General features: G+C 60.5%; 25 protein-coding genes and 3 tRNA genes. 16 read left to right on the top strand and 12 right to left on the bottom strand.

Annotated features, from left to right (window positions below; translation table 11 throughout):
* Window positions 1-11: 11 nt before the first annotated feature.
* From HMPREF3104_RS03375 to HMPREF3104_RS03400, 6 genes are all read right to left on the bottom strand, one after another.
* Entirely contained in the window at window positions 12-1,022 is a 1,011-nt protein-coding gene (locus tag HMPREF3104_RS03375) for a sugar-binding transcriptional regulator (protein WP_070494291.1), read from the bottom strand.
* Window positions 1,019-1,651 carry an oligoribonuclease gene (gene orn / locus HMPREF3104_RS03380; protein ID WP_070494293.1) on the bottom strand — a complete coding sequence of 211 codons (633 nt, stop codon included), beginning with the start codon at window positions 1,649-1,651 and terminating at the stop codon, window positions 1,019-1,021. The genes HMPREF3104_RS03375 and orn overlap by 4 nt, the downstream gene beginning before the upstream one ends.
* On the bottom strand, window positions 1,644-2,459 hold the full coding sequence (gene cmrA, locus HMPREF3104_RS03385; RefSeq protein WP_070494295.1) for a mycolate reductase: 816 nt from the start codon (window positions 2,457-2,459) through the stop codon (window positions 1,644-1,646). Before cmrA ends, orn begins: the two co-directional genes overlap by 8 nt.
* Before the next feature lie 11 nt (window positions 2,460-2,470).
* Entirely contained in the window at window positions 2,471-2,797 is a 327-nt protein-coding gene (locus HMPREF3104_RS03390; RefSeq protein WP_052203239.1) for a transcriptional regulator, read from the bottom strand.
* Complete coding sequence (locus HMPREF3104_RS03395; protein ID WP_141738111.1) at window positions 2,794-3,243, bottom strand: hypothetical protein; 450 nt, start codon at window positions 3,241-3,243, stop codon at window positions 2,794-2,796. The genes HMPREF3104_RS03390 and HMPREF3104_RS03395 overlap by 4 nt, the downstream gene beginning before the upstream one ends.
* A gap of 172 nt (window positions 3,244-3,415) precedes the next feature.
* Window positions 3,416-3,489: transfer RNA gene (locus tag HMPREF3104_RS03400), tRNA-Arg, on the bottom strand.
* A 91-nt stretch (window positions 3,490-3,580) separates the two neighbouring features.
* Between HMPREF3104_RS03400 and HMPREF3104_RS03405 the strand changes: the two genes are divergently transcribed.
* The 5 genes from HMPREF3104_RS03405 to HMPREF3104_RS03425 all read left to right on the top strand — a co-directional run bounded on the left by HMPREF3104_RS03405 (window position 3,581) and on the right by HMPREF3104_RS03425 (window position 9,329).
* Window positions 3,581-5,554: a bifunctional copper resistance protein CopD/cytochrome c oxidase assembly protein gene (locus HMPREF3104_RS03405; RefSeq protein ID WP_070494299.1), complete on the top strand. Its 1,974-nt coding sequence runs from the start codon at window positions 3,581-3,583 to the stop codon at window positions 5,552-5,554.
* Window positions 5,555-5,744: 190 nt separating this feature from the next.
* Window positions 5,745-6,371 carry a single-stranded DNA-binding protein gene (locus tag HMPREF3104_RS03410; RefSeq protein WP_070494301.1) on the top strand — a complete coding sequence of 209 codons (627 nt, stop codon included), beginning with the start codon at window positions 5,745-5,747 and terminating at the stop codon, window positions 6,369-6,371.
* Between the two features lie 91 nt (window positions 6,372-6,462).
* Window positions 6,463-8,133, top strand: a complete 1,671-nt coding sequence (gene ettA, locus HMPREF3104_RS03415; RefSeq protein WP_052203243.1) for an energy-dependent translational throttle protein EttA — start codon at window positions 6,463-6,465, stop codon at window positions 8,131-8,133.
* Between the two features lie 93 nt (window positions 8,134-8,226).
* Window positions 8,227-8,667, top strand: a complete 441-nt coding sequence (locus HMPREF3104_RS03420) for an acyl-CoA thioesterase (RefSeq protein WP_070494303.1) — start codon at window positions 8,227-8,229, stop codon at window positions 8,665-8,667.
* 17 nt (window positions 8,668-8,684) lie between these two features.
* Window positions 8,685-9,329 (top strand): DUF8185 domain-containing protein, encoded by a 645-nt coding sequence (locus tag HMPREF3104_RS03425; protein WP_070494305.1) that lies wholly within the window; start codon window positions 8,685-8,687, stop codon window positions 9,327-9,329.
* Window positions 9,330-9,332: 3 nt separating this feature from the next.
* Here HMPREF3104_RS03425 and HMPREF3104_RS03430 read toward each other — a convergent pair whose 3' ends face one another.
* Together HMPREF3104_RS03430 and HMPREF3104_RS03435 are read right to left on the bottom strand one after the other, a co-directional pair.
* Window positions 9,333-9,764 carry a globin gene (locus HMPREF3104_RS03430; RefSeq protein ID WP_246816341.1) on the bottom strand — a complete coding sequence of 144 codons (432 nt, stop codon included), beginning with the start codon at window positions 9,762-9,764 and terminating at the stop codon, window positions 9,333-9,335.
* A 1-nt stretch (window position 9,765) separates the two neighbouring features.
* Window positions 9,766-10,728, bottom strand: a complete 963-nt coding sequence (locus HMPREF3104_RS03435) for a mechanosensitive ion channel family protein (protein WP_052206270.1) — start codon at window positions 10,726-10,728, stop codon at window positions 9,766-9,768.
* A gap of 94 nt (window positions 10,729-10,822) precedes the next feature.
* Here HMPREF3104_RS03435 and HMPREF3104_RS03440 point away from each other — a divergent pair, with 94 nt between their 5' ends.
* Together HMPREF3104_RS03440 and HMPREF3104_RS03445 are read left to right on the top strand one after the other, a co-directional pair.
* Window positions 10,823-11,983 carry a cystathionine gamma-synthase gene (locus tag HMPREF3104_RS03440; RefSeq protein WP_070494462.1) on the top strand — a complete coding sequence of 387 codons (1,161 nt, stop codon included), beginning with the start codon at window positions 10,823-10,825 and terminating at the stop codon, window positions 11,981-11,983.
* Between the two features lie 97 nt (window positions 11,984-12,080).
* The gene (locus HMPREF3104_RS03445; protein WP_070494464.1) at window positions 12,081-12,746 is read left to right on the top strand and encodes a GntR family transcriptional regulator; all 666 of its coding nucleotides are present in this window, start codon (window positions 12,081-12,083) and stop codon (window positions 12,744-12,746) included.
* A gap of 3 nt (window positions 12,747-12,749) precedes the next feature.
* Here the strand turns inward: HMPREF3104_RS03445 and pepN are convergent, their stop codons facing one another.
* Complete coding sequence (pepN, locus tag HMPREF3104_RS03450; protein ID WP_070494307.1) at window positions 12,750-15,167, bottom strand: aminopeptidase N; 2,418 nt, start codon at window positions 15,165-15,167, stop codon at window positions 12,750-12,752.
* Window positions 15,168-15,204: 37 nt separating this feature from the next.
* Between pepN and HMPREF3104_RS03455 the strand changes: the two genes are divergently transcribed.
* The 4 genes from HMPREF3104_RS03455 to HMPREF3104_RS03470 all read left to right on the top strand — a co-directional run bounded on the left by HMPREF3104_RS03455 (window position 15,205) and on the right by HMPREF3104_RS03470 (window position 19,046).
* Entirely contained in the window at window positions 15,205-15,828 is a 624-nt protein-coding gene (locus HMPREF3104_RS03455) for a mycothiol-dependent nitroreductase Rv2466c family protein (RefSeq protein WP_070494466.1), read from the top strand.
* A gap of 86 nt (window positions 15,829-15,914) precedes the next feature.
* The gene (locus HMPREF3104_RS03460) at window positions 15,915-16,388 is read left to right on the top strand and encodes a ribose-5-phosphate isomerase (protein WP_070494468.1); all 474 of its coding nucleotides are present in this window, start codon (window positions 15,915-15,917) and stop codon (window positions 16,386-16,388) included.
* Window positions 16,389-16,594: 206 nt separating this feature from the next.
* A complete protein-coding gene (locus HMPREF3104_RS03465; RefSeq protein ID WP_070494312.1) occupies window positions 16,595-17,218 on the top strand; it encodes a DUF3558 family protein in 624 nt (207 codons plus the stop codon).
* 313 nt (window positions 17,219-17,531) lie between these two features.
* The gene (locus HMPREF3104_RS03470) at window positions 17,532-19,046 is read left to right on the top strand and encodes a hypothetical protein (RefSeq protein WP_070494314.1); all 1,515 of its coding nucleotides are present in this window, start codon (window positions 17,532-17,534) and stop codon (window positions 19,044-19,046) included.
* A 15-nt stretch (window positions 19,047-19,061) separates the two neighbouring features.
* Here HMPREF3104_RS03470 and HMPREF3104_RS03475 read toward each other — a convergent pair whose 3' ends face one another.
* Together HMPREF3104_RS03475 and HMPREF3104_RS03480 are read right to left on the bottom strand one after the other, a co-directional pair.
* Window positions 19,062-19,724 (bottom strand): DUF1707 SHOCT-like domain-containing protein, encoded by a 663-nt coding sequence (locus HMPREF3104_RS03475; protein WP_052203261.1) that lies wholly within the window; start codon window positions 19,722-19,724, stop codon window positions 19,062-19,064.
* A gap of 29 nt (window positions 19,725-19,753) precedes the next feature.
* The gene (locus HMPREF3104_RS03480; RefSeq protein WP_070494316.1) at window positions 19,754-20,545 is read right to left on the bottom strand and encodes a hypothetical protein; all 792 of its coding nucleotides are present in this window, start codon (window positions 20,543-20,545) and stop codon (window positions 19,754-19,756) included.
* 90 nt (window positions 20,546-20,635) lie between these two features.
* Between HMPREF3104_RS03480 and HMPREF3104_RS03485 the strand changes: the two genes are divergently transcribed.
* The 5 genes from HMPREF3104_RS03485 (at window position 20,636) to HMPREF3104_RS03505 (ending at window position 24,035) form a co-directional block, all read left to right on the top strand.
* A tRNA-Gly gene (locus HMPREF3104_RS03485) sits at window positions 20,636-20,710 on the top strand.
* A gap of 105 nt (window positions 20,711-20,815) precedes the next feature.
* Window positions 20,816-20,889: transfer RNA gene (locus tag HMPREF3104_RS03490), tRNA-Pro, on the top strand.
* A 45-nt stretch (window positions 20,890-20,934) separates the two neighbouring features.
* Window positions 20,935-22,290 (top strand): trigger factor, encoded by a 1,356-nt coding sequence (tig, locus tag HMPREF3104_RS03495; protein WP_070494318.1) that lies wholly within the window; start codon window positions 20,935-20,937, stop codon window positions 22,288-22,290.
* Window positions 22,291-22,775: 485 nt separating this feature from the next.
* Window positions 22,776-23,366 carry an ATP-dependent Clp protease proteolytic subunit gene (locus HMPREF3104_RS03500; RefSeq protein ID WP_052203269.1) on the top strand — a complete coding sequence of 197 codons (591 nt, stop codon included), beginning with the start codon at window positions 22,776-22,778 and terminating at the stop codon, window positions 23,364-23,366.
* Between the two features lie 48 nt (window positions 23,367-23,414).
* Entirely contained in the window at window positions 23,415-24,035 is a 621-nt protein-coding gene (locus HMPREF3104_RS03505; protein WP_052203270.1) for an ATP-dependent Clp protease proteolytic subunit, read from the top strand.
* Window positions 24,036-24,111: 76 nt separating this feature from the next.
* Here the strand turns inward: HMPREF3104_RS03505 and HMPREF3104_RS03510 are convergent, their stop codons facing one another.
* Window positions 24,112-24,672: a hypothetical protein gene (locus tag HMPREF3104_RS03510; RefSeq protein ID WP_070494320.1), complete on the bottom strand. Its 561-nt coding sequence runs from the start codon at window positions 24,670-24,672 to the stop codon at window positions 24,112-24,114.
* Window positions 24,673-24,700: the final 28 nt, after the last annotated feature.

Consider the following 24,700-nt stretch of genomic DNA (forward strand, 5'->3'; position numbering starts at 1 on the left):
TATGGTAATTGTCATTTTTGCAAATGTTTACGGCGGTCGTGCAGTGCCAACACGCGCCGGGCGGTGTGCTCATCAATCACCAGGTCAGTAGCCAATCCCATCCACAGCGCAGTCTCAATTGCCTCCGCCTTGTACGTCCCACCAGCGATGAGCACGCGGCGCGGACGCGCACGCAGGTCCTCCACGCTGATGCCTACGGTCAGCGCGTCAATGTCAGGTGCGGCGATGGCTCCATCGTGGGTGTAAAACCGCGAACACACATCACCAACGGCCACGCCGACGAGTTGCTCCACCATGGCGTCCGAAAGATAGCCCAGGTTCATCACCAGGGATTCCTTGCGGGCAGAGCCAACTGTAAAGGCCACCAGGTCCGTCTCACGGCCTTGGTTCAGCACGTCAGCAATGTGGGAATCTTGCTCCACAATGTGCTTGGTTTCCACCTGGTCAAAGATCACCGGCAGCGGCAGCGCAAGCGCCGGCGCGTTGAAGGCGGCGCAGAACAAATTCATCGTCTCAAAGTTGTTCGTAGATAAATTTGAGCGCGATGACCCGCCTTTGAGCTGCACAATCTGGCGTGCGCGGGTATGCGTATGGCGCAGGTTGCGGGCCACATGCAGCATGGTTTTGCCCCAAGACACGCCTACAGACATGCCGTCTTCCACCACTTCTTCCAGGAAGCGGGCGCCGGCAATGCCAAGGTCATCGACTATCGACGGATGATCGCCCGCCCCACTCGGCGCCTGCGGAGGATGCACCACGCGAACGTCATCAAGATTAAACAGCGCACGCAGCCGATCGCCAACCTGCGCGCCCGCCTCCTGTGGGTCCACAATTTCAATGACCACAAAGCCGCGCTCACGCGCGTGCTGCAGAAGCTTCGCCACCGTCGGGCGCGACAGGCCCATCTGCGCCGCCACCTCCGCCTGGCTTAAGCCAGCGCGGTAATACAGTTTCGCAGCGTCAAGCGCATCGCGGTCGCGTTGCTCGGCGGCCGAAAGGTCCCTGGCCGAAAAGTCCGTCATAGGTACGGCTTGTACGCTTCGTGCGCGTCATTCGCGGCGGCCTTGGCCGCGTCGCCGTCGGGGCCGGGGGTGGGGGCGAACACGCAGCGTCGGTAGTAATCAAGCTCCTGGATGGACTCAACGATGTCCGCCAGCGCACGGTGGCTCATGCCCTTATCTGGCTGGTTCTGATAGGTCTTCGGGTACCAGCGGCGCGAAAGCTCCTTGATCGTGGAAACGTCGATCATGCGGTAGTGCAACGCGGCATCTACCCGCGGCATTTGCTCACGGATAAACATGCGGTCCGTGGCAATGGAGTTGCCCGCAAGCGGCGCCGGGTGGTTCGGGTCGCAGTGCTTCGCAATCAGCTCCAGCACCGCCTCTTCGGCTTCCTCGATGGAGACGGTGGAGCGCTGAATCTCATCCAGCAGGCCGTTTTCGGAGTGCATGTTGCGCACAAAGTCATCCATCTGGGAAAGCTGCGCCTCAGTGGCGTGGACGACCAAGTCGATGCCGCTATCCAAAATGTTCAGGTTGGCATCTGTGACCAGGGCGGCAACCTCCACAATTACGTGGCGGGAGGGGTCAAGGCCGGTCATTTCGAGGTCGACCCAGACCACGCGATCGTCGCGAAGCAAAAGCTCAGGCATCCTGCTCTTCTCCCATCTTTGCGTAGAAGGAACCCAAAAGCGGCGAGAGCGAACCGCGCGGGGCATAGGTTGACACAACATCCATCGCCTTCGACAGCGGGCCCGGCACTACGCGACGCTTATTGCGACGCATCGCACGCAACGTGTCATCAGCGCAGGACTCATACGTGGTCCACAGGAAATCGGGCACAAGCTTGTCAATAAAGCTCTGCTCCTCCTCCGGAATCTCCGCCGCGCGCACCGGCCCTGGGGCAAGCAACGTGCAGTGCACGCCCGTGGGCTTCAGCTCATAGTGCAGCGACTCTGTAAACGTATTCACACCCGCCTTAGTGAAGACGTAGGTGGAGTTGTTCGGAATGGGGGAGTTACCGGCCGCGGAACCCACGTTGCACAAAGCACCCGTACCGCGCGGCACCATCTGGTCCAGCACCGCCTTGGTCAGGCGAAACACCGCCGTGGCGTTCAGGTTGAACTGGTCTACCTCGTAGTTCCAGTCCTGGCGCATGAACGGGCCGAAGCTGGCAATGCCCGCAGAATTAACGCAAATGGCGATCTCACGGTTCTGGATGTGCTCAATCAGCGCGGTCACGTCGCGCTCCTTCGACAGATCCGCCGCAAACACCTCCACGTGCACGCCGTGCGCGCTTGCCAGCTCCTCTGCCAGCGCCATCAGCACGTTTTCGCGCCGCGCCACGACAATCAGGTTGTAACCACCCGCGGCCAGCTTGCGGGCCATTGCCTCACCGATGCCTTGGCTAGCACCAGTGATCAGGGCATAGTTGCTTTTCGACGCCTCCGGGAAACTCATAACCCTAAACCCTACCCACTCACGTGATCTTCACCGGCGATAGAACGCAACGCGTCCATGTGGCCGCGGTACGCGGCAAGACCCGCGTTGGTCAGGGTGACCCACACGGTGTCTTTCGCGCGGCTGGAACCGTACTCGCGGAAACGGGTGACGTACCCGTGCTCTTCAAGTGCGCTGAGCTGCTTGGATAGCGTTGCGTCAGTGGTGTCCACGATGTCGCGCAGCTGCGCAAAGCGCATCTCCTTGCGGATGTTTTCCTCAGTGGCGCCGGCTGCGGCAAGTGCCGCGCAGATCTTCAGGCGCGTAATGGGGTGGATGGCCGGGTCGAGCTGGCTCACTTAGGAACTCGCCCCCAGGTAAGTCCAGCCGCCACGATGAAGACGAGCGCGATGAGGATTCCGGCGGCGGCTGCCACTGCGAGGTTTCCGAGCGGCAGGAACTGGAAGCCGACGTAGATGATGGTGTAGCTAACCATATACGTCAGGAACGTTTTCGAGTTCCATGTGTCTTCGTCCGGGCGTATGTCCTGCTTGTAGGAAATGCGCACCGTGCGTTTCCTACGCGTCTCCGTGACCCAAACAAGGATGATGGTGGCCGCGATGAGGAGGAATGTGATGAGCACTTGCTCCATCAGTGCCGCGCCAAACGCAAGGCCTATGACCACGCCAGTTGGGATGATGTACGCCCAAGGCCGTGATGTGGTTGTTTCGGTTGCGCGCGATTCCACGTCTTCGGCGGCACGTAGCGCCTCGCGGGCGTCTTGTACGGTTTCCATGCTTTCCATGGTGGAAAGTGTATGCCGTGGAGGGGCAGCGCACCAGCGTGAGGACTGTTTGCAGCTACCTACACCCGGCTACCAAGCGAAATTTCTGCTGGTAGCTGCAGGTAGGTAGCTGCAAACGTGGATTCTGTCGGCGAACAGGCGGCGAGCAGCCGGCGAACGGCCGGCGAAAAAGCGCCCCCAGCAGGACTCGAACCCGCGACACACCGGGTAGAAGCCGGTTGCTCTAATCCACTGAGCTATGGAGGCAGTACACGAGGGATTGTAACGCAGGCCAAAACACAAAGAACACCAAGAGCCGGTTAGGCCGTGAAAACGTTGGAAACGTAGGGTTGTTGGCATGCGTGAAAAACGGTCTGTGCAGGCGGCGTGGCCGTTCTACCTCACCTCAGTGCTTCTTGCGGGCATTCTTGCGGGAACGCTGGGGCAGTTGTTCTCCGGTGAATCGCTTGCCGTGTTGGGTATTCCTGACCCAGGCTGGCCAACCACGTTCGGGCTCCCGGCGGTACGCGGTGCGGCGTGGATGCTGTCGGCGCTGGCCAGCGGCTCGTTCCTCTTCTCCGCGTTTCTGATCCCGCCGAAGCAGGTGGGCAAAGACCTCAACGGGGCGCCGTTGACGGTTGATGGGGTGGTGGCGTCGAGGGTGGGAGCGTGGGCGTCGATAAGCATGATGGCCCTCGGACTGATCATGATCCCGCTGGTGCTTTCCGACGTTTCGGGGCAACCCCTGAAAGACGTCCTGTTTAGCCCCGGCGCGTGGTCTACCGCAATTGACCAGGTCAAAGAAGCCAAGGTGTGGCTCATTGTTGCCGCGATCGCCGCTGTTGTGGCTGTCGGCGGGTTCATGGCGCGCACCTGGTGGCCGCAGGTGGCGCTTTTTCTCGGCTCGGTGCTGGCCATCATGCCGCTGGCGCTGACCGGGCACTCTGCCTCCGGCGGCAATCATGACTTTGGCACTAACTCCTTTATCTGGCACCTGGTTGGGATGCTGCTGTGGGTCGGCGCGCTGATGGCGCTGGTGGCGCACGGGCGCAGGCTCGGGCCAAACATGGAGCAGGCGGTGCGCAGGTACTCCACCATCGCGCTGGTGAGCTTCATTGTCATGCTGGTCTCTGGCGTGGTCAACGCGCTGATCCGCATTTCGCCTGAGCAGCTCACGCAGTACCACTACGGGTGGGTGCTGATTGCCAAGTTTGTGGGCATTTTCGTGCTGGGGCTGATGGGGTTTGTGCATCGGCAGAAGACCATCCCGGCGCTTGCTACCAACCCGCGCGCGTTTGGGCGTCTTGCCGCCGTGGAAGTGCTGCTCATGGCCCTGATTACGGGCTTGGCGGCAACGCTTGGGCGCACCCCACCGCCTCCGCCGCAGGTATTCAATATCAGTGTGATGCAGGTGAAGATGGGCTATGACCTCTACGAGCCGCTGACGGTGGGCAACTGGCTGACGCTGTGGCGCCCAGAGCTGCTCTACAGTGCAATCGCCCTGCTGTTGGCGGTGTACTACCTCTACCTGGTGCGACGCGTGAAGAATTGGGAGCTTTCGCGCACCCTGTGGTGGCTGGCGGGCTGCGTGACCATCGTGATTACGCTGTCCTCGCGCCTGGGTCTGCACATGCCGGCGTCCTACTCCGCGCACATGACGGTGCACATGATCCTGTCCATGGTCGTGCCCGTATTTATGGTGCTTGGCGCGCCGCTGACCCTGATTCGCCGCGCCTACCCGGAGGGTGAATTCAACCCGCGACTGTGGGCGGAAAGTTTCCAAAACTCCAAGTTCTTGAAGGTGGTCACCTTCCCGCCGCTGAGCTTGGGGCAGTTTGTCACTTTCTTCTACGTGATGTACCTGTTCCCGTCGCTGTATGAGCTGATGATCTCGGAACACGCAGGCCACGTGATTATGAACGGCGTGTTTATGGTCTCTGGCTACTTCTACTTCTGGGAGCTGATCGGCCCTGATGAGATCCCAGGCCGCCCCAGCGCCAAGGTCCGCCTTGCCTGGCTGTGGGTGTCTATGCCGATCCACCTGTTTATGGGCATCTACCTCATGCAGCTGAGCGCCGTGCTCGCGGAGGATTTCTACCGCTCGCTGGCGCTGCCGTGGGAGCCGGACCTCTTGGCAGACCAGAAGGCCGGCGGCGGCATCGGTTGGGCGTCTGGCTCCTTCCCGCTTGTGATTGTCTTCGGCGTGTTGTTCCGTGCCTGGTTGGCTGAAGACCGTGAGGAAACCCGTGAGGTGGATCGCCGCGCGGAGGAAGACGACGATGAGGAGTGGCGCCGCTACAACGAGATGCTGGCGCAATACAACCGCCAGTAAGACGCTCTGACCTGCGCGTTTTCATTAAGTGTGGATAACTTCCGGGTTATCCACAGCTTTTTTCTTTGGGGGTTGGCAAGCAGGCTGTGCCGTGACATTCTGCCCGTGGGTACGCAAAACAGCGTGCTGTAACCGCCGGTAGCTACCGGCAACTGTTTAGAAGGAACATCACGGAAAGGGGGGCTCTTCCATGAGCACCGAAATCACCATCCACGGCAACCTTGTTGCAGAACCCACCATCGCCTGCGTAGGGGAGAAAGGCACTGCGCTGTCCAAACTGCGCGTTGCTTCTTCACGACGCCGCCGTACCGACGAAAAAGACGAGCACGGCAAAGACGTCTGGCTGGACTTTGACCAGCTCTACATTGACGTCAATTGTTGGGGCGACCTTGCTGTCAACGTCAAGGCGTCGCTGTTTCGCGGCAGCCCGGTTGTTATCACCGGACGTTTGGTTACAGAGTCGTGGGAAGAAACCGGCGAAGACGGCAAGACCGTCAATCGCTCAAGGATTACTATGCGCGCATCCCGCGTGGCGTTTGACTTGAGTAACTTCCAGATCAACTCGCGCAAGACCACCAGCGTCTCCCACACGGTAGAGGGCACTGAAGAGGTGCAGGTGAAGTCCCTGGAAGACCTGCTGGAACGCAACAGTCAACCTCGTGAAAGTGCGGAGGACCAGCTGCCACCGCGCAAACCCATGGCATCGAGCTTTGGTGCGGCATCTAGCGCTGGGTCCAACTCCGACCCCAACGCCGAATCAAGCGGTGATCTCGTCGGTGCCGCGGCAGGGGTTGATGAGGACGGGAGGCCGTTTTAGAAACCTGACGTTGCTGCCGCTCTAGCAAGGGCGTGCGTGATGTACCCTGTGGAAAGCATTTCAAGCACTGTTTAACACAAGGGGATACCACGTGGCTGAGTTCATCTACACGATGAAAAATGTTCGCAGGGCCATCGGTGACAAGGTCATTTTGGACAACGTCACCATGGCTTTCTACCCCGGCGCCAAGATTGGCGTCGTCGGCCCCAACGGCGCCGGTAAGTCGTCCTTGCTCAAGATCATGGCTGGCATTGATCAGCCGAATAACGGTGAAGCTTTCCTGCAGCCGGGTGCCACGGTTGGCATCTTGCTGCAGGAGCCGCCGTTGAATGAGGAGAAGACGGTTCGTGAGAACGTCGAAGAGGGTTTGGGCGAGATCTTTGAGAAGAAGCAGCGCTTCGAGCAGATCGCCGAGGAGATGGCCACCAACTACTCCGATGAGCTGATGGAGGAGATGGGCAAGCTCCAGGAGGAGCTGGATGCCGCTGACGCTTGGGAGGTTGACTCCAAGATTGAGCAGGCAATGGAAGCTCTGCGCTGCCCGCCGTCTGATGCGCCGGTGACCAACCTGTCTGGTGGTGAGCGCCGCCGCGTGGCGCTTGCGAAGCTGCTGCTGAGCGAGCCGGATCTTTTGCTTCTTGATGAGCCGACGAACCACCTGGACGCCGAGAGCGTGCTGTGGCTGGAGAAGCACCTGCAGTCCTACCCGGGTGCCGTGCTTGCCATTACTCACGACCGTTACTTCCTGGACAACGTCGCCGAGTGGATCTGTGAGGTTGACCGCGGCCAGCTCTACCCGTACGAGGGCAACTACTCCACCTACCTGGAGAAGAAGGCTGAGCGTCTGGAGGTTGCTGGCAAGAAGGACCAGAAGCTGCAGAAGCGCCTGAAGAATGAGCTTGAGTGGGTGCGTTCCTCCCCGAAGGCACGCCAAGCGAAGAACAAGGCGCGTCTGGAGCGCTACGAGGAGATGGCCGCTGAGGCGGAGCAGTACAAGAAGCTGGATTTTGAAGAGATCCAGATTCCAACCCCGCCGCGCCTGGGCAACAAGGTTGTTGAGGTTGAGCACCTAGACAAGGGCTTTGACGGCCGCATCCTGATCAAGGACCTGTCGTTCACCTTGCCGCGTAACGGCATCGTGGGCGTGATTGGCCCGAACGGTGTGGGTAAGTCCACCCTGTTCAAGACCATCGTGGGCCTGGAGGAGCCGGACGCAGGCACCGTCACCGTTGGTGACACGGTGAAGCTGTCCTACGTTGACCAGAACCGCGAGAACATCGATCCGGAAAAGACGGTGTGGGAAGTGGTCTCTGATGGCCTGGACTACATCGTGGTTGGCCAGAACGAGATGCCTTCGCGCGCGTACCTGTCCGCATTCGGTTTCAAGGGCGCGGACCAGCAGAAGCCGTCCAAGGTGCTTTCTGGTGGTGAGCGCAACCGCCTGAACCTGGCGCTGACGCTGAAGCAGGGCGGCAACTTGATCCTGCTCGATGAGCCGACGAACGACCTGGACGTTGAAACCCTTGGTTCCCTGGAGAACGCGCTGCAGAAGTTCCCGGGCTGTGCTGTGGTGATTTCTCACGACCGTTGGTTCCTGGACCGCACCTGTACCCACATCCTTGCCTGGGAGGGCAACATTGAAGAGGGCAAGTGGTTCTGGTTCGAGGGCAACTTCGGCGACTACGAGAAGAACAAGGTTGAGCGCCTTGGTGAGGAAGCTGCGAAGCCGTCCCGCGTGACGCACCGCAAACTCACCCGCTAACGCCTACCCGCTAAGCCTCACGTTAGGCAGCTTTTTACCCCGCGCTGGATTGAATTCGGCGCGGGGTTGTGTTTGGCATGTAGGGTTTAGCGCATGGCAAAACAGGGTGAAGAAAACAACGTCCACGTGTACGAAGTGCCGCTGCGCTGGGGGGATTTTGACCGCTACGGGCACGTCACTAACTCCGCCTACCTAGAGATTGCTCAGGAGGCGCGCCTTGCGTTTGCTCGTGAGTACTTCTACTCGCAAGGCCACGATTTTGCGGTGTTTGTGCGTCGCGTGGAGGCGGACTACATGCGCCCGATCCTGCCGAACACGGCAACCGCGGTGATTGAAACGCACGTTTCGCGTTTGGGCAATACGTCATTTACTACCCACCAGGAGATCAAGGACTCGCAGGGCAGGGTCTGCTGTGTCGTGGAGTGTGTGCAGGTGACGGTGGATGACGCGACTGCTACTCCGCGTGCGATTACGAAGCAGGAGATCGGCATTTTGTCGCTGACGGCGGCACCGGGTGCGGGGGAGTTGGAGTAGAAACAGGCGTAGTACCAGTGTCACCTATTTCCTTTACGCCGCAAGGCGAGCAAGGGCTTGGGGGCCTTCGCGCGTTGCTGCAGCGCGCGGTGGCCCTAGATCCGCATGCGCTTGCCCGTTTCCAAACGGTGGGCGCCGCGCTCAACGTGTTTGTGACCACGCCGTTTGATTGCATTGTGGCCAGGCGCGTGGCGGGGGAGATCTCCCGCGACGGTGCGGCCGTTTCGGCGGCGGAATTCTTGGAGACGCTCAGCAAGCAAACCGGGCAGACGGTTACTATCGGCCGCCCGCAGGATGCCTCCTGGCCGGGCGCGCTGCCGCCGGTCGAGGGCTTTCAGCTTTGCGACGAAGTACCGGTCAGCACCGCACGCCAACTCGCGGACGAAGGCAAACGCCTTGCCAAACAATTCTCCGGACCGGCAGGGCCACCGCGCTCGCTTCTCGACGCCACGGTGATCACCGCCAACGCCACCTCCGACACCCCTGTTGAAGTACCCATGCGCATGATTTTTACGTGCACGTCCATGGGCCTGATTCCGGGGTTTGAGGCGCCAGCGCACATCCCACGCCACCTGCGTGTCGCCAGCGCCGGCAGGTGGGTGCGCCTGGACGCACCGTACGGCTCCGTGTTTAAAAACGCTGGCCTGAGCCTGCTCTTTTAGCAGTTAGGCAGGGTTGCCCGGCTCTTGGTTGATCATCATGTACGCCACGCGTTGCATGTGGTTCCAGAGTTGGTGGCGGTGGTGGGGCGACAGTTCGTCGTCAGTAAATTGCTCCAACGAACGCCCCATGAGTGCTAGCCAGCGCTCCGCCTCAGCCATGCCGATTTTGAAGGGGAAGTGGCGGCGGCGAAGCATTGGGTTGCCGCGCTTTTCCTGAAACGTGCGGGGCCCGCCCCAGTACTGTTCGAGGAACCAGCGAAGGCGGTCCTCGGCGCCGTCGAAATCATCCTCCGGGTACATGGGTCCGATCAGGTCATCGGTTTTGACCTGATCGTAGAAGCCTTTGACTAGGCGGCTGAAAAATTCGGTGCCGCCGACGTCCTCGTACAGTGTGCGCTCCTGGTCATCGCGCGGTGGTGTTGGGGTGATTTCCACCTCAAGCTCCTTTCTCTTCTTTTCCAAAACCCACAAGCACAGAATCCATAGGTGCCAGCACAACGCCAGCATCGTGCAGGTCTTTCAAAATGCGGTGGTTGATAAAGCGGGCGACGGACCACTGCTGTCCCGGCATCGTCTTTAACGTAACGCGGAAGGATGCATAGGTGGGGTTGAATTCTGAAGGGCCGAGCATGGCTGGCGGGCTCATCACCTGGTTGCGGATCTCCGGTTCCTGGATGGCCGCCTGTGCTGAGCGTTCAATGATTGCGGAGGCCTCATCCGGGTCCGCCATGACGGAAACCGGGATCTGCAGGCGCGCCACGGAGTAGTGGATGGAGTGGTTGCCCACACGGTCAATGTCACCGTTGCGCACGTGCCACAGTGCGCCGTCCATATCGCGGATGGTGGTCACGCGAAGGGTCATCTCCTCAACATCACCCACAATGTCATCAACCTGGATGGTGTCTCCAACCCCGTACTGGTTCTCCAGCAGGATGAACATGCCGGAGAAGAAATCCTTCACCAGGGATTGCGCGCCGAAACCAATGGCCACGCCCACGATGCCGGCAGAGGCGATCAGTGGCGCTACGTTCACGCCAAGCTGATCAAGCACGGCCAGCAGCGCCCACGTCCACACAATAATGGCGGCCACTGAACGGGCCACGTTGGATAGGGTTTTCAGGCGCTGTCGGCGTCGGCTTTCCTGCGCACGGCCCTGCGGGGTGTCGGGAATTTCGCGTGTGCGCAAAAGGCCGGGGTTGTTCATCCTGGCGTTCGTGGCGCGGCGGATCAGGTGCGCTGCAACCCGGTCAAGGATGAACGCGACGACGAGGATGAGCGCGATTTTCAGGGGCCGTTCGAGCACTAGCTCGCGCGTGGCGGGGTCGTTCCACCACGTGGAGACCCCTTCTACTGCTTCTTCGAGGTTTTCTGCGGCTGCTGATATGTAGGTGGTGTTCATCAGGCCCATAGTCTACGCGAGTGGGGGAGGTGGGCGTGCATATAAATCGTCGATAATGAACAGCTTGGTCTAGTTTGTGGCTACGATGCTTGGCATGTCTACCAACACGAGCAATCCAGGCCCGTCGACCGCAGCGATCCACGCAGGCTACGAACCCGATAGCCTCTACGGGCCGATCAATACGCCCATCTACGCTTCCACCACATTTGCACAGAACGGTCTAGCGGAACTGCGCGGCGGCTATGAATACACCCGCGTTGGAAACCCAACGATCACCGCGCTGGAGAAGTCCGTTGCGGCACTTGAGGGTGCTGACTTTGCCGTTGCGTTTGCATCCGGCATGGCCACGGTGGATGTGGTCTTGCGTACCCTGCTGAAACCCGGCGACCACATCGTGGTCTCCAACGATGCTTACGGCGGCACCTACCGCCTGATCCAGCAGGTGTTTTCCCTCTGGGGCGTGGAAAACACCGTGGTGGACATGACCAATGCCGAAGAGGTTGGTGCGGCGGTTCAGGACAACACCAAGGTGATCTGGGTGGAGACCCCGACGAACCCGCTGCTGTCCATCGTGGACATTGAGGCGGTGGCCAAGGTGAAGGGGGGCGCTGCGTTGGTGGTGGATAACACGTTTGCTTCGCCGTACCTGCAGCGCCCGTTCGAGTTCGGTGCGGACGTGGTTTTGCACTCCACTACCAAATACATCGGTGGGCACTCCGACGTGATCGGCGGCGTGGTTTGCGGCAAGGATGATCTGATCGAAGGCTTTGAGGAGCAGCTGCGCTTCTTCTTCGGCTGGGTTGGTGCGATCCCATCGCCGTTTGATACGTACCTCACGGGCCGTGGCTTGAAGACGTTGCCGGTGCGCATGGAACGCCACTGCGACAACGCCGAGGCTGTGGCCAAGTACCTTGAGGGGCGCAAGGAAGTCGCCCGTGTGTGCTACCCGGGACTGGAGTCGCACCCTGGCCACGAGGTGGCGAAGAGGCAGATGCGTCGCTTTGGTGGCATGGTTTCCGTGCTGTTCCAAACTGAAGAGCAGGCCAAAAAGTTCTGTTTGTCTACACAGCTCTTTTGTCTCGCGGAGTCCCTCGGCGGTGTGGAGAGTTTGCTTGAGCACCCGGCGACCATGACGCATGTATCCGTGGCTGGTTCCGCCCTTGAGGTGCCTGGTGAGCTGGTGCGTATCTCCGTCGGCATTGAGGATGAAGCTGACCTAATCGCGGACCTGGAGCAGGCGTTCTCTCAGCTTTAGGCGACACCCCTGGGTGGGTGTCTTCTAAGTTGCTTGCTGGGGATTCTGTAGCTACGTTTAAGCATGCAGAAATACTTATATCCCAGGAGGCTTGACGGTGGTCAAGAAACCCGCGTACATGGTTATCGCCGATGCGTTGCGGGCCAGAATCGAGTCGCATGAGCTTGCCCCCGGTGACAGGTTGCCGTCGGAACGCGAGCTCGTAGAGCGTTTTGGCGTGGCGCGCATGACAATCCGCCACGCATTGGACATGGTTCAGGCGGAAGGGCTGATTGAGCGCCGTCGCGGACGCAACGGTGGCACGTTTATCCGCGCCACCCCGCCAGTGTTGGAGTTGAACTCCGGCGTGGGATTTGAAGAGTACTTTGCCGCTGAAGACAGCGGGGTAACAAGCGCAACCCGCAGCTTGGGCCAGGTGCCGGCGCCGCATTCTGTGGCCAACGCGTTCAAGGTCGAACCTGGTTCTGAGGTCACTGAACGCCAGGTGGTGTTTTCCTCCGAAGGCCAGCCCTTGATGTTTGCCACGTGCTACACACTGCCGGGGCGAGCCCGTGAGGATATGTCGCCCGGGCCTGAGTGGCGGGAGGATATTTTGACGGCAACGCGCGCCTCGGACCGCGAGTGCGAGGCGCTTGGCCTTGGCACCAACGCGGTGGTGCAACGCGTCACTCGCAGCATGTTTGTTGGCGATGATCTGACGGAATTCAGTCTCATCGCCATCCGGCCCGACGCCGCGAAGCTCCGCGCCGTAACCACCGGCTAACTGTTAGTTAGCTTCAGCATCTACCGTGCGGTTGCGCAGCTTACGTGCCGTGCGGTCCTGGCCTTCGGCCACAACACGCTTCAGGCCAGAAGGCACCTGCGGATCATTGAGCAGGGCATCCGCCTTTTCCACGCTTGCCTGATCCACAGCCCAACCCGGGTACATACCCTCAAGGGTGCGCTGCGCCATCTCATTGGTCAGGCGGTCCCACAGGCCAGGTGCGATGCGGAAGTAATCATCCGCAAGGCCATCTAGTCCGGCATCGGTGAAGGTGAGGCCATCCATGAGGTAGCGCGCCTCAAGGTTGGTCAGGTCCTCTTCAACAAGCTTCTTCCACGCCCACGCCTTGTCCGCGACCGCGCGCACGCGCAGGCGAGAGATAGCGCCCTCGGAAGAGTCATCGCGCTCCTCGTCAGCAGCAGACGCCGGCAGCTGGCCAGCCGCAACCAGGTTGGTGATGGCCAGCCAACGTACCTCCTGGTTCTCAGAGGTTTCCAGCAACTGCTTGAAGTAGGCCACCGTCTCATCGTTGGGCTGCAGGCGCGCCAGCGCACGATCAGAAATTGCACGCGGCTCAGCACCACGGAAAGCGTTGTTGAGCAGGTCGAAGCCCTCGGTCTGCCAGGACGGGTCCACAAACCCGCGCACCGCAGCGGTGCCCTGTGCAAACAGGCGCTCCTGCACACTCGGGTGCGTCTCCGCAGGCGCAAAGCGCGCCACCAGGCGCACAAACTCACGAGCCGGCAGGACACCGTCGCGGGTGGCCTCCCACAGGGACGACCACACCAGGGTGCGCGCCAGCGAGTCCTCGATGTCGCCCAGGTGCTCAAGCGCGAAGCGGGTGTGCTCTTCGCTCAAGCGCATCTTGCAGTAGGTCAGATCCTCATCATTCACCAGTGCCAGGTCGTGCTCCACGCCAGCCAGCTCTGGGATCTCGGTGCGCTCACCGTGGATGTCGGTTTCTACTTGGTGGGTGCGGCGCACGGTGCCGTCGACAAGCGAGTAAAGCCCCACGCGAACGCGGTGCGGGCGCAACACATCAGACTCCTGCACCACCGCAAACCCATCGGACGTATCCGCACGCAGGGTGGATACACCCGTGGTGCGCAGCCACGCGTCAGCCCAGTCGGACAGGTCGCGGCCCGAGGCCTGCTCAAGCGCGCCAAGCAGATCATCAAAGGTGGCGTTAGCAAACGCGTGGTTGTCAAAGTGCGTACGCACACCTGCGAAGAATTCCTCGTAGCCCACGTATGCCTGCAGCTGTTTCAGCACGGAAGCGCCCTTGGCGTAGGTGATGCCGTCGAAGTTCTGCTCCGCGGTCTCAATATCCGGGGCATCTGCGGCGATCGGGTGGGTAGTGGGCAGCTGATCCTGCTGGTACGCCCATGCCTTCTCCACAGCGGCAAACGTGGTCCACGCATCCGAGTACTCGCCGATGCCCACCTGAGCGGTGGCGGCGGACCAGGTTGCGAAAGACTCGTTGAGCCACAGGTCATCCCACCACTGCATGGTCACCAGATCGCCGAACCACATGTGCGCCATCTCGTGCAGGATCGTGTCGTTACGACGCTCAAGGCGGTACGGCGTCGGCTCCGAGGTGAAGATGTACTCATCGCGGTACGTCACAGCACCCACGTGCTCCATCGCGCCCATGTTGTACTCCGGGCAGAAAATCTGGTCGTACTTATCCCCAAACGGGTAGGTGCGGCCGAAGTTGGCGTGGTAGAAATCGAAGCCGTCCTTCGTCTGACGGAACAGGCGCTCCGAATCCATGTGCGGGATCAGGCTGGCGCGCGCGTACAGCCCAAGCTCGATCGTGCGCTCCTCACCGTTGTCACCGGTGCACGTGTAGGTGTCCGTGACGCGCTCGTACTCGCCAGCCACAATCGCAATCAGGTAGGTGGACAGCGGGTAATCAATTGCGGTGGTCCACGTCTTGGTGCCGTCGCCGTTGTCGGTGACCTCCACTGCCTCGTTGAGCACCACGGTGTACGCCTCAGGTGCGGTCACCGCAATGTCGTAGGTGGCCTTCAGATCCGGCTGGTCAAAACCGGCGAACACCTTCATCGCCATCGCCGGCTCGAACTGGGTGTACAGGTAGTCTTTGCCATCCACCGGGTCGGTGAACTTGTGCAGGCCCTCACCGGTGCGGTTGTAGGTGATGGTGGCGTTGACGGTGAGCTCGTGCGCGCCGCTGACAAGCATAAGCTCATTGCCGTTGGTAGGGGTGCCGTCAAGGGTTGCCTCAAACTCATCCGCCACCAGGTCAAAGTGGGTCTGACCTGCCTTGGAGTCAAACGTGACCACCGTGCGGGAGGTGAACTGCTCCTTGCCGGTCACATCCACGTGGATGTTGTAGTGGACGTTATCAATCAGTGCCTTACGTGTCTGCGCATCATCGCGCGTGAGATTTGTTTTCATAGGCGCCACGCTACTGAACATCGCTACAGTGGGCCGCATGAGCCTTACAAAAGTTACCTTTTATTTCGATGTTTCTTGCCCTTTTGCCTGGCTGACCTCCCGCTGGATGAAGGAAGTGGAAAAGGTCCGCGATGTTGAGGTGGAGTGGGTGCCCATGTCGCTCGCAGTTCTTAACGACGGTCGCGACCACCTCCCCGAAGCCTACAAAGAAGCGATGAAAGCGAACTGGGGTCCCGCGCGTGTCTTTGCCAAGGTGAAGAACGAAAAACCCGAGATGGTTGACGCGCTGTACACGGCGATGGGTACCAAGATTCACGTGGAAGGCCAAGACCACAAGCAGGGCTTCGGCGCCTATGACGAGATCATCCGCGCAGCCCTTGCGGAGGTTGGCCTGCCGGAAGACTTTGCGGAGGCAGCCAACGTTGACGGAGACGACGCCCTGCTGCGCGGCTACCACCAGCAAGCGATGGACGCCGTTGGGGACGACGTGGGCACTCCGGTGCTCAAGCTTGGCGACACCGCCTTCTTCGGCCCCGTCATCACCCGCGTACCCACCGGCGAAGGCGCAGGCGAAATGTTCGACCACGCCGTCGGCCTGGCGAAGTTCCCGTACTTCTTTGAAATGAAGCGCTCCCGCACGGAGAACCCACAGGTGCGCTAGTTTTTGGCCTGGCTAGCGCTAGGTTTGTGCTTGGTTTGCGCTGGATCGGCGCTTGTCCGGCGGGTGTCCGGGGTACGCTTGTGGGCATGCGTATTTACCTTGGAGCAGACCACGCCGGATTCGAGCGAAAGAACCAGATCAAAGCCCACCTTGAGGCCCAGGGCCACGAGGTAACCGACTGCGGCGCACACGAATACGACGCCGCTGATGACTACCCGGCGTTTTGCATCGCCGCGGCTGAAGCCGTGGTGGCTGACCCGGGTTCCTTGGGCATCGTGCTTGGTGGTTCCGGCAACGGCGAGCAGATCGCCGCGAACAAGGTCAAGGGCGCACGATGCGCTCTGGCGTGGAGCGTGGAGACCGCCAAGCTGGCCCGCGAGCACAACAACGCCCAGCTCATCGGCATCGGCGGCCGCATGCACACCGAGGAAGAGGCGCTGGCTATTGTGGAGGCCTTCGTGTCCCAGCCGTGGAGCGAAGAGGAGCGCCACCAGCGCCGCATTGACATCCTTGCCGAGTACGAGAAGACCGGCGTAGCGCCGGATGTCCCGGGCGCCTAAGCGCTGCGGCGTTTGGCGCCTTGCGGTGGTTCGGCCGTGTTGCACCGCCGCTCGGGCGCCCGAAACCACGTTTGTAGCTACCTACACCCGGCTACCTGCCGTTTTTATCGCTGGTAGCTGCAAGTAAGTAGCTGCAATCTTTGCTGGGGCATCCCTCACGCGGGGTGCTCCGGCGTTATCAAAGAGCGATCGAGGGGGGATCCACGATGCAGATAAAGATGACCGTGGTCAGCATGGCGTTGGCGGGGGTTGTGTTGTTGATGGGCGGATGCGTGCCGTCAGAGAAGATCGGCAGCGTTGCTGCCTCGCAATCAGCCGCGGAGGAGAGTCCGCGTGCGTTCTACTTCGAATCGGGTGTGCTGGAGTTCGGTGACTTCGACCCCTATTCGCTTGGTAACTCCCTCTTTAACCCCTGCACCGAAATCACCCCGGACGAGTTCGCAGCGGCCGGGTTCCCGGAGATCATCGTGAAAGACGAGGGTCGGACATTCCACGGGCTGAACACCTGCCACCTGCCGAGCACGGAGGAACAGACCAGGAAGCTAGTAACCGTGTCCTTTGAAAATGGAAACACAAACCGGGAGATGATCGAAGCCCAAGGCCTTCTGTATCCTGAGCACCGTTCAGAGCTCATCCCAGAACTCTTTGCTTTCGCGGCGAATGATCTTTACCCAGGCTATTGCTATGTCCAGATCGATACTGCTCGTGGAGGATTCGGTGCTTCAGCAGGGGGCCACGAATTGCATGTAACTACCGAAGAGATGTGCACCCTCGCAATCGAGGCGATGGAACAATTATTCAGCACGTTTGGAAGTCCGAATGTCCACTAAAGTGTACACGGTTCCTGCTGGCAAAAGACGTTTTTGGCTCTAAGATGGTGTCTTGCGAAACATAACAAAACACTGATTTTTCGGGGGAATTTTAATGAGCCAAGTAATTCGTTTAGATACAGACGGTCTGATGCGGGGGATTTCTCTTCTGCGGAATGAAGCGAGAACTGCTGAAGTGTCTGGGAAAAGCACTATTAGAAACGCGCTTGCCACCTTTTCTCAACTGTCGGGGTTCCGAGAAGCTGGACATTCCTTGGGGACTATTTCAGCTGTCAACGCGCCGGGATCTTTTCGGGCCCTGGCCTCGCACTTAATGGACGCCGCGCGTGTTTCCGAGGTGAATCTGAAGAACATGCAGCGTGCCGATGACTCGTTTTCGGGAGCCTTTTCCGCGATTAGGTTTGGAAATCTTGATTCGCTGGTGGCGGGGTTAGGGCAGATGGAGGCCTCGCTGGGCCTGGCGAACGCGAAGGCGCCAAGTTTCGCGCCTACGGCGCCTGTGGTCGTGCCGCCCATGAGCCTGCGCGTGTTGGAGCGGCTCCTCGCGGCGTCGAACGTGGCAGCCGCGGAGGCTGAGGCAGCGAACTGGACAATGGCAGCCCGCGCGTTGGATGAGTCCGTGATGGCACTGTTCGAGGTGAAGAACTCGTTTTCCACCTCGATGGAGACAGCATGGGTCCAGCGTGGCGACGCGCACGTGAACAAAATCCAACGCGCCGGCAACGTCTACGCTCGCCGTGCAGACGCGATGTCCGCGCACACCACGGCGTTGGGGAGTCTGGCATCGGCAGAGACCGTCATGGCGGCGGTGGCCGCCACGGCAGCCATGGCGCTTCCTCCCGCGATGCGCCCGGCGTATGAGGCGCAATACCTCGCCGTCTTCGCACCTAGGGCAACCTCGCAGCTAGCGGCAACGGTGCCGTCGTTCGCCCAGCTGTTGCCAGACTTAGATCAGCTTTCGGGCAACCCCTTCGACATCCGGGAGGTCAACGCGCCGGACGCCCCATCATTCGAGCGCTCCCCGCTGCCAAAGATCATCCAAGAATCATTCAGGGCGCTCGGCCATGCGGACCTCGCCAGGGCGACCACGCCTAACGACGTCATCAACGCATACGGCAAGGTCAACCCAGATGTTGTTGAGGCGATTAAAGCGGGTGCGACGCAGACGCAGGCGGCGTCGTTGGCGGCGCCGTCGATACCCCCGTCGTTAACCCCGGGAGCAGGGATGGCTGGTGGCACGCCGGGCAACCTTGCATCGGGTGGTGTTGGTTCAGGTGCTGGCCTGAGCACCATGGCGCCCGGCAGCGTCGGTAGTGCTGCTGCTTCGGCCTCCGTAGCTGGCGGAGGTGCTCCGGCGGGTGGCGTCGCGGGAGGGGCGGGGTCATTCGGCGGGGGCAGCAGCCGCGGGCAACAAAGCAACCGTGGAGCGTTGAGCGCTGGCCGGGCAGGCGGTGCCGCTAGTGGCCTTGCTGCAGGCATCGGCGCCGGTGGAATAGCTGGCGGGCTAGCCGGCGGCATCGGTGCTGGTGGCCTGGGCATGGGTGGCTTTGCTAGCGGCGCGCCACTTGCTGGTCCGGGAATGGGCGCTGGTGCAGGAGCAGCACCAGGAACACAGGGAACACAGGGAACACAGGGACGTGCAACAGCGTTTGCCGGTGGACCCATGGGCATAGCTGGTGCAGGTCAAAGCCAGCAAGGTAAGCAGCGTAAGGCTGCGAAGGTACAAGCAGTGACCAGCGCAGTAGAGCGCGATGGCAACCTCAAGGCACTGCTAGGGGAGGCACCGTTGGTGCTGCCGAGCGTTATCGGCAACAACGTGCGTGAATGAGGGGGGTAGCAGCGGTTATTTGGGGTCGGCATTACGCGCCATGCGGACAACCTCCACGCCACCCATCAAGGCAAGGCCGCCAATGGTGAGTGTGGGGGCGTTCGCAGGCAGATCGTGTTGGGAGATGGTGACGCTTTTGTCGTCGTGAATCTCGAAGCCACCCATGAGGGCGAAACCCTCGCTGAGCACGCGGACATCCTCGGGAACAATGATGCGAATCCCGCCCATCAAAGCAAGGGTGTTGATCCTGGTATGTGCCTCGGTGAAACGAGCTTTGAGCAGGTTCAGATCCGTTCCACCCATCAACGCAAGAGAGAAGTGACTTGGCGCAACAAGCCAGTCGCCGGAGCGTCCAACACCACTCATTACGGAAACAGAGATGGCACTACCCCCGGGCTCACCCGTGACCATGGACAACGCACGGCTGGTGTTCGCCTTCGGAGCCAACGGTGCGTAAGGCATGTTCTGGGGAAGCAAGTCGTCGTTGCTGGGAACATCCAAGTCTGCAGTGAGGTGTTCAACCTCGTCGGCATAGGTTGCACCCCACGCTTGCTTAGTACGCAGGTCAAACTCCTCAGTAGTGAGCTGACCGTCGGCATACGCCGCCGCCAAGGCATCGGTCGCTGCCTGGCGGGCGGCACTGGAGAGACGTTTGCGGGGTTCGTTAGCTGTGCTCACGCGCTCTAGCCTAAGTGAAAATAATGGTTTTAGAAGTCGAAGCCGAAGTCAAAACCGCCGCCATCGAAGCCGCCGCCTTCGAAACCGCCCATGTCGCCCATACCTTCCGCGCCACCGACGTCGGACATACCATCCATGCCACCCATGTCACCGGCCATATCGCCGCCGAAATCGCCAGCTTCAAAAGCCTCCGGCGACGGGGTGCCAGCCATGCCGGCAAACATCGCGGAGTAGAACATCATTGAGGACGCAGCCCACATACCCGTCATCATCGCCGGCGCCCACCACGCGGTGGAGTACCAGCCGGCAGGAACGGGGCGACCTGCGACAGCGCCGCCAGGGTAGTAGTGCGGAGTAGCCGCGGTAGCCACCGGGGAAGCGGTAACCACAGTGCCGTCCTCCTGGCGCACGGTGCGCTCCTCAGTCACGCGACCTGCCTGGCGTTGGCCCTCCAGCTCCGGCAATGCGGGCCCTGCAGGCATGCCCATGATTTCGCGGGCGGCGTTGACGTAATGCAAGCCCTCAAGCGCAGACTCGCGGGCGAGCATGGCCTGCTTCGGCGTGCGGGCATCTGCAAGACCAGCAGATGCTGCGTTAAAACGCTCGGATGCGTCCGCCATCGCCTGCGTTGATGCTGCGTCAGTGCCGGAAATGTTGAGCACTTGGGATCCCAAACGGTCGGTCCAGCGTTTGGCGTCCGCCAATGCGTCGTCAAGCGAAATCTGCTCCTGCTGCCGCGACTGCAACTGCTTGCCGCCACCTGCAGGAAGCAGCCACACAAGCGCGCCGATGATGAGAACAATGAGCAAAAGGGTGAGCAAGGATCCTCCTAAACTTCGTTGTTGTTTGGTTCAACGGGGGAACCTGCGCTAAAGTTCCGAGCAGCTCGTCTGAGCAGCGTTTTGGCGCATGGGAATGTCGTATAGTGGCTAATACCTCAGCCTTCCAAGCTGAAGACGCGGGTTCGATTCCCGTCATTCCCTCCAAGAAAAAGCCCCTCTGAACGGGGCTTTTTTGTTTTTTCGCCACCCGTTGCTATCTCTTATAAGCACGGGTATTACAATGACCCGACGTGAGTTTTTCACGACTCACGGGGCGTGGCGCAGTTTGGTAGCGCACCTGCTTTGGGAGCAGGGGGTCGCAGGTTCAAATCCTGTCGCCCCGACAAGGTTTTTATAACCGTTCAATCGATTTAGTACAGGAGTTATTCGTGAAGACAAACGTCGAGAAGCTCAGCGACACCCGAGTCAAGCTGGACGTCTCCGTCCCCTTCGACGAACTGGGTCGCGAGATTGACCAGGCGTACAAGGCAATTGCACAGCAGGTCAACATCCCGGGCTTCCGTCGTGGCAAGGCTCCTCGCCAGCTTATCGACGCTCGATTTGGCCGCGGCCCAATCCTGGAGCAGGTTGTCAACGACATGCTGCCGTCCCGCTACGACCGTGCGCTGTCCGAGAACGAGCTGAACCCGCTCGGCCAGCCGGACATCGAGATCACCAAGATCGAAGACAACGACGTTGTCGAGTTCACCGCTGAGTTCGACGTGCGCCCGGAAATCGAGGTTCCGGACTTCTCCAAGATGGACGTGACTGTCCCGACCCGCAAGGTTGATGACGAAGCTGTGGACAAGGAGCTCGACGAGCTGCGTGGCCGCTTCGGTGAGCTGAAGGACACCAAGCGCAAGCTGAAGACCGATGACTTCGCTGTGATCGACGTTGAGGCAAGCGTTGACGGCGAGAAGCTGGACGAGGCTTCCGCCGAGGGCCTGACCTACCAGGTTGGCTCCGATGACCTGATCAAGGGTCTTGACACCGCACTGCGCGGAATGAAGACCGGTGAGGACAACGAGTTCACCACCAAGATCGAGTACGGCGAGCACAAGGGCGAAGAGGCCACTGTGAAGGTGACCGTGCAGCAGACCAAGGAGCGTAAGCTGCCGGACCTGGATGACGAGTTTGCACAGCTTGCTTCCGAGTTCGACACCGTTGAAGAGCTGCGCGAATCCACCAAGTCCCAGCTTGAGGAGGGCCTGAAGGCCCAGCAGGCTGCCGACATCCGCGACGAGGTGCTCAAGGCCGCGCTGGAGCAGGTTGAGTTCCCGCTGCCGGAGTCCGTGGTTGATGAGCAGGTGCACAACCAGCTTCACCAGCTCCTGGGTCAGCTGGCACACGACGAGAATGCTCTCGCTCAGCTGCTTGAGGCACAGGGCACCACCCGCGAGGAGTTTGACAAGGACACCCGCAAGCAGGCTGAAGAGTCCGTGCGCACCCAGCTGTTCCTCGACGCTGTCGCAGAGGCTGAGGCCCCGGAGGTTACCCAGGAAGAGATCACCGATCACATCCTGTTCACCGCACAGTCTTACGGCATGGATCCGAACCAGTTCATTGCCACCCTGCAGCAGAACAACCAGATCGGCAACCTGTTTGCTGACGTTCGCCGTGGCAAGGCTCTGGCAGCTGCCATCTCGCGTACGTCTGTGAAGGATGAGGACGGCAACTCCATCGACCCGAACGAGTACTTCGGCGAGATCGAGGACGAGGCTGACGAGGCTTCCGACGACGAGTAAAGCTTTGTAGCGTAAACGCCCCGTGCACCCGGTGAGGGTGGTGCGGGGCGTTTTTTGTTGTCTGTGGTGGGGTGGTGGCGGTCCGCCGGTGTTGAGCGTGGCGCAGTTTGTAAACGACCCCGGGGTCATTTACAAAATACCAGGTCGGGTTTGTCACATCCGTAACAAGGCGGCCTCGCTTACAAAAACTCGCGCCTAGAGGGCGGTTGGGGCTCTAGCTGCACCCGCCGGGCTGAAAACAAATGCGAAATCTTTCAGGGCCCTGGGGTTTTGCAGTCACATCCGTAACAAATCGAAATGTTTGCAATGGGGCTAGTGTGTCGAGCGGGACAAAAGAGGGCACAAGTGGGCAAAGGTGCCAAAGGGGTGGGAAGGGGGCGTACGCCGGTAGCGAACGTGGGCGTCGATAGTGAAATGCCCGAGTAAGGTAGTGGCGTTAATAACTAGTGAAAGCAGCGAAAGATTCTAGAAAGGACGCGGCAACAATGACGCAGCCGACTGGCATGAACCTGGGTGACTCGGTCTATGAGCGCCTGCTCCGTGAGCGCATTATTTTCCTGGGCCAGGAGGTGGATGATGAGATTGCGAACAAGCTGTGCGCACAGATTCTCCTTCTGTCCGCTGAGGACCCGACCCGTGACATCAACCTCTACATCAACTCCCCGGGCGGCTCTGTGACCGCGGGTATGGCGATTTATGACACGATGAAGTACTCCCCGTGTGACATCGCCACCTACGGCATGGGCTTGGCTGCTTCGATGGGCCAGTTCCTGCTCTCCGGCGGTACGAAGGGGAAGCGCTACGCGCTGCCGCACGCGCGCATCATGATGCACCAGCCATCCGCAGGCGTTGGCGGTACCGCGGCAGATATTGCGATCCAGGCTGAGCAGTTCGCGCAGACCAAGCGTGAGATGGCGAAGTTGATTGCGGAGCACACGGGCCAGACTTTCGAGCAGATCACGAAGGATTCTGATCGTGACCGTTGGTTTACCGCGCAGGAAGCCAAGGAGTACGGCATTGTGGACCACGTTATTGAGCACGCCGCGCAGGCTGGTGTGCACTCCATCGGCGAGTAACTACCCGGCAAGCGACAACGCAAGCAAAATCACAGAGGAGAACTTTTCATGACTTTCCAGATGCCCACCTCGCGTTACGTGCTGCCGCAGTTCCTTGAGGAAACCAGCTTTGGCACGAAGCAGATTGACCCGTACGGCAAGCTGTTTGAAGAGCGCATTGTCTTCCTGGGTACGCAGGTGGATGATACGTCCGCAAACGACATCATGGCGCAGCTTCTGGTGCTGGAGTCCCAGGACCCGGACCGTGACATCACGATGTACATCAACTCCCCGGGCGGCTCGTTCACCGCGCTGATGGCTATCTACGACACGATGCAGTACGTTCGCCCGGACGTCCAGACCGTGTGCCTGGGTCAGGCCGCTTCCGCTGCGGCTGTGATCTTGGCTGCAGGTGCTCCGGGTAAGCGTGCGGCTCTGCCGAACTCGCGTGTGCTGATCCACCAGCCGGCAACTGAAGGTACTCGTGGCCAGGTGTCGGACCTTGAGATCCAGGCAAACGAGATTGAGCGTATGCGTCGCTTGATGGAGGAGACGCTGGCGCACCACTCGGGCCGTACCCCGGAGCAGGTTCGCATTGACACGGACCGCGACAAGATCCTCACCGCCGCTGAGGCGAAGGAATACGGGATCATCGACCAGGTCTTTGATTACCGCAAGCTGAACGCGTAGCTAGCAACAACAAAAGCCGCCCGCACCCCCGAAACCGAATCGGAAGGGGAGAGGGCGGCTTTCGCGTTCTTTCGCGCTACTCCGCCGGGGTGCAGTACACTGCGGCGTTGCGGATGGCTTCTGGCGCGCCGGCGAAGTCATCGCGGGCCCAGCAGACGTCCTCACCAACCATGCCGTCTGGGTCGACGCTGGCCCAGCCGTTGCCGCGTGCCTTCCAGAAGTACTGCTGGCCGTCGAGCATCGTGCGGGCCCATTCGCGGTCACAGAAGGTGGAGAACTCGCGGCCGTTGGCCTCGTTTTGGCTTGGCCATGCGCACTCCGCGCCCGGCAGTGGTTCGGGTTCTGGTTCGCGCTCCGGCTCCGGCTCGGCTTGGCGCGTTGAGCTGGAGGTGGAGCTGCGCGTGGACGTCGTTGTGGCCGAAGACTTGCTGGAAGAAGTGGTGGTGGAGCTCGTGGTGGTCTCCTCCGGCTCTTCTTCCTCGGTTGTTTCTTCTGGCTCCGGCAGTTGCGAGGTGCTGGTGTAGGGGAAGTCCAACGCTGGCTCGGCCAGGCGCGCCTCGTCACCCTCGCTGCCGCAACCGGCCAGCAGCATCGCTGAAGTGGCGACGATTGCGGCAGCGGTCTTGACACGGTTCACGCGAGTTTTTCCTTTCGGAGCTTTTTGC

This window comes from Corynebacterium sp. HMSC30G07 (assembly GCF_001806945.1).
GTDB classification, from domain to species: domain Bacteria; phylum Actinomycetota; class Actinomycetes; order Mycobacteriales; family Mycobacteriaceae; genus Corynebacterium; species Corynebacterium riegelii.

Bases quoted from the DNA above. Each gene is read 5' to 3' on its own strand.
- HMPREF3104_RS03375 (WP_070494291.1), bottom strand. From the start codon at position 1,022: ATGACGGACTTTTCGGCCAGGGACCTTTCGGCCGCCGAGCAACGCGAC.
- orn (WP_070494293.1), bottom strand. From the start codon at position 1,651: ATGCCTGAGCTTTTGCTTCGCGACGATCGCGTGGTCTGGGTCGACCTC.
- cmrA (WP_070494295.1), bottom strand. From the start codon at position 2,459: ATGAGTTTCCCGGAGGCGTCGAAAAGCAACTATGCCCTGATCACTGGT.
- HMPREF3104_RS03395 (WP_141738111.1), bottom strand. From the start codon at position 3,243: ATGGAAAGCATGGAAACCGTACAAGACGCCCGCGAGGCGCTACGTGCC.
- HMPREF3104_RS03405 (WP_070494299.1), top strand. From the start codon at position 3,581: ATGCGTGAAAAACGGTCTGTGCAGGCGGCGTGGCCGTTCTACCTCACC.
- HMPREF3104_RS03410 (WP_070494301.1), top strand. From the start codon at position 5,745: ATGAGCACCGAAATCACCATCCACGGCAACCTTGTTGCAGAACCCACC.
- HMPREF3104_RS03420 (WP_070494303.1), top strand. From the start codon at position 8,227: ATGGCAAAACAGGGTGAAGAAAACAACGTCCACGTGTACGAAGTGCCG.
- HMPREF3104_RS03435 (WP_052206270.1), bottom strand. From the start codon at position 10,728: ATGAACACCACCTACATATCAGCAGCCGCAGAAAACCTCGAAGAAGCA.
- HMPREF3104_RS03440 (WP_070494462.1), top strand. From the start codon at position 10,823: ATGTCTACCAACACGAGCAATCCAGGCCCGTCGACCGCAGCGATCCAC.
- pepN (WP_070494307.1), bottom strand. From the start codon at position 15,167: ATGAAAACAAATCTCACGCGCGATGATGCGCAGACACGTAAGGCACTG.
- HMPREF3104_RS03455 (WP_070494466.1), top strand. From the start codon at position 15,205: ATGAGCCTTACAAAAGTTACCTTTTATTTCGATGTTTCTTGCCCTTTT.
- HMPREF3104_RS03460 (WP_070494468.1), top strand. From the start codon at position 15,915: ATGCGTATTTACCTTGGAGCAGACCACGCCGGATTCGAGCGAAAGAAC.
- HMPREF3104_RS03465 (WP_070494312.1), top strand. From the start codon at position 16,595: ATGCAGATAAAGATGACCGTGGTCAGCATGGCGTTGGCGGGGGTTGTG.
- HMPREF3104_RS03470 (WP_070494314.1), top strand. From the start codon at position 17,532: ATGGACGCCGCGCGTGTTTCCGAGGTGAATCTGAAGAACATGCAGCGT.
- HMPREF3104_RS03500 (WP_052203269.1), top strand. From the start codon at position 22,776: ATGACGCAGCCGACTGGCATGAACCTGGGTGACTCGGTCTATGAGCGC.
- HMPREF3104_RS03505 (WP_052203270.1), top strand. From the start codon at position 23,415: ATGACTTTCCAGATGCCCACCTCGCGTTACGTGCTGCCGCAGTTCCTT.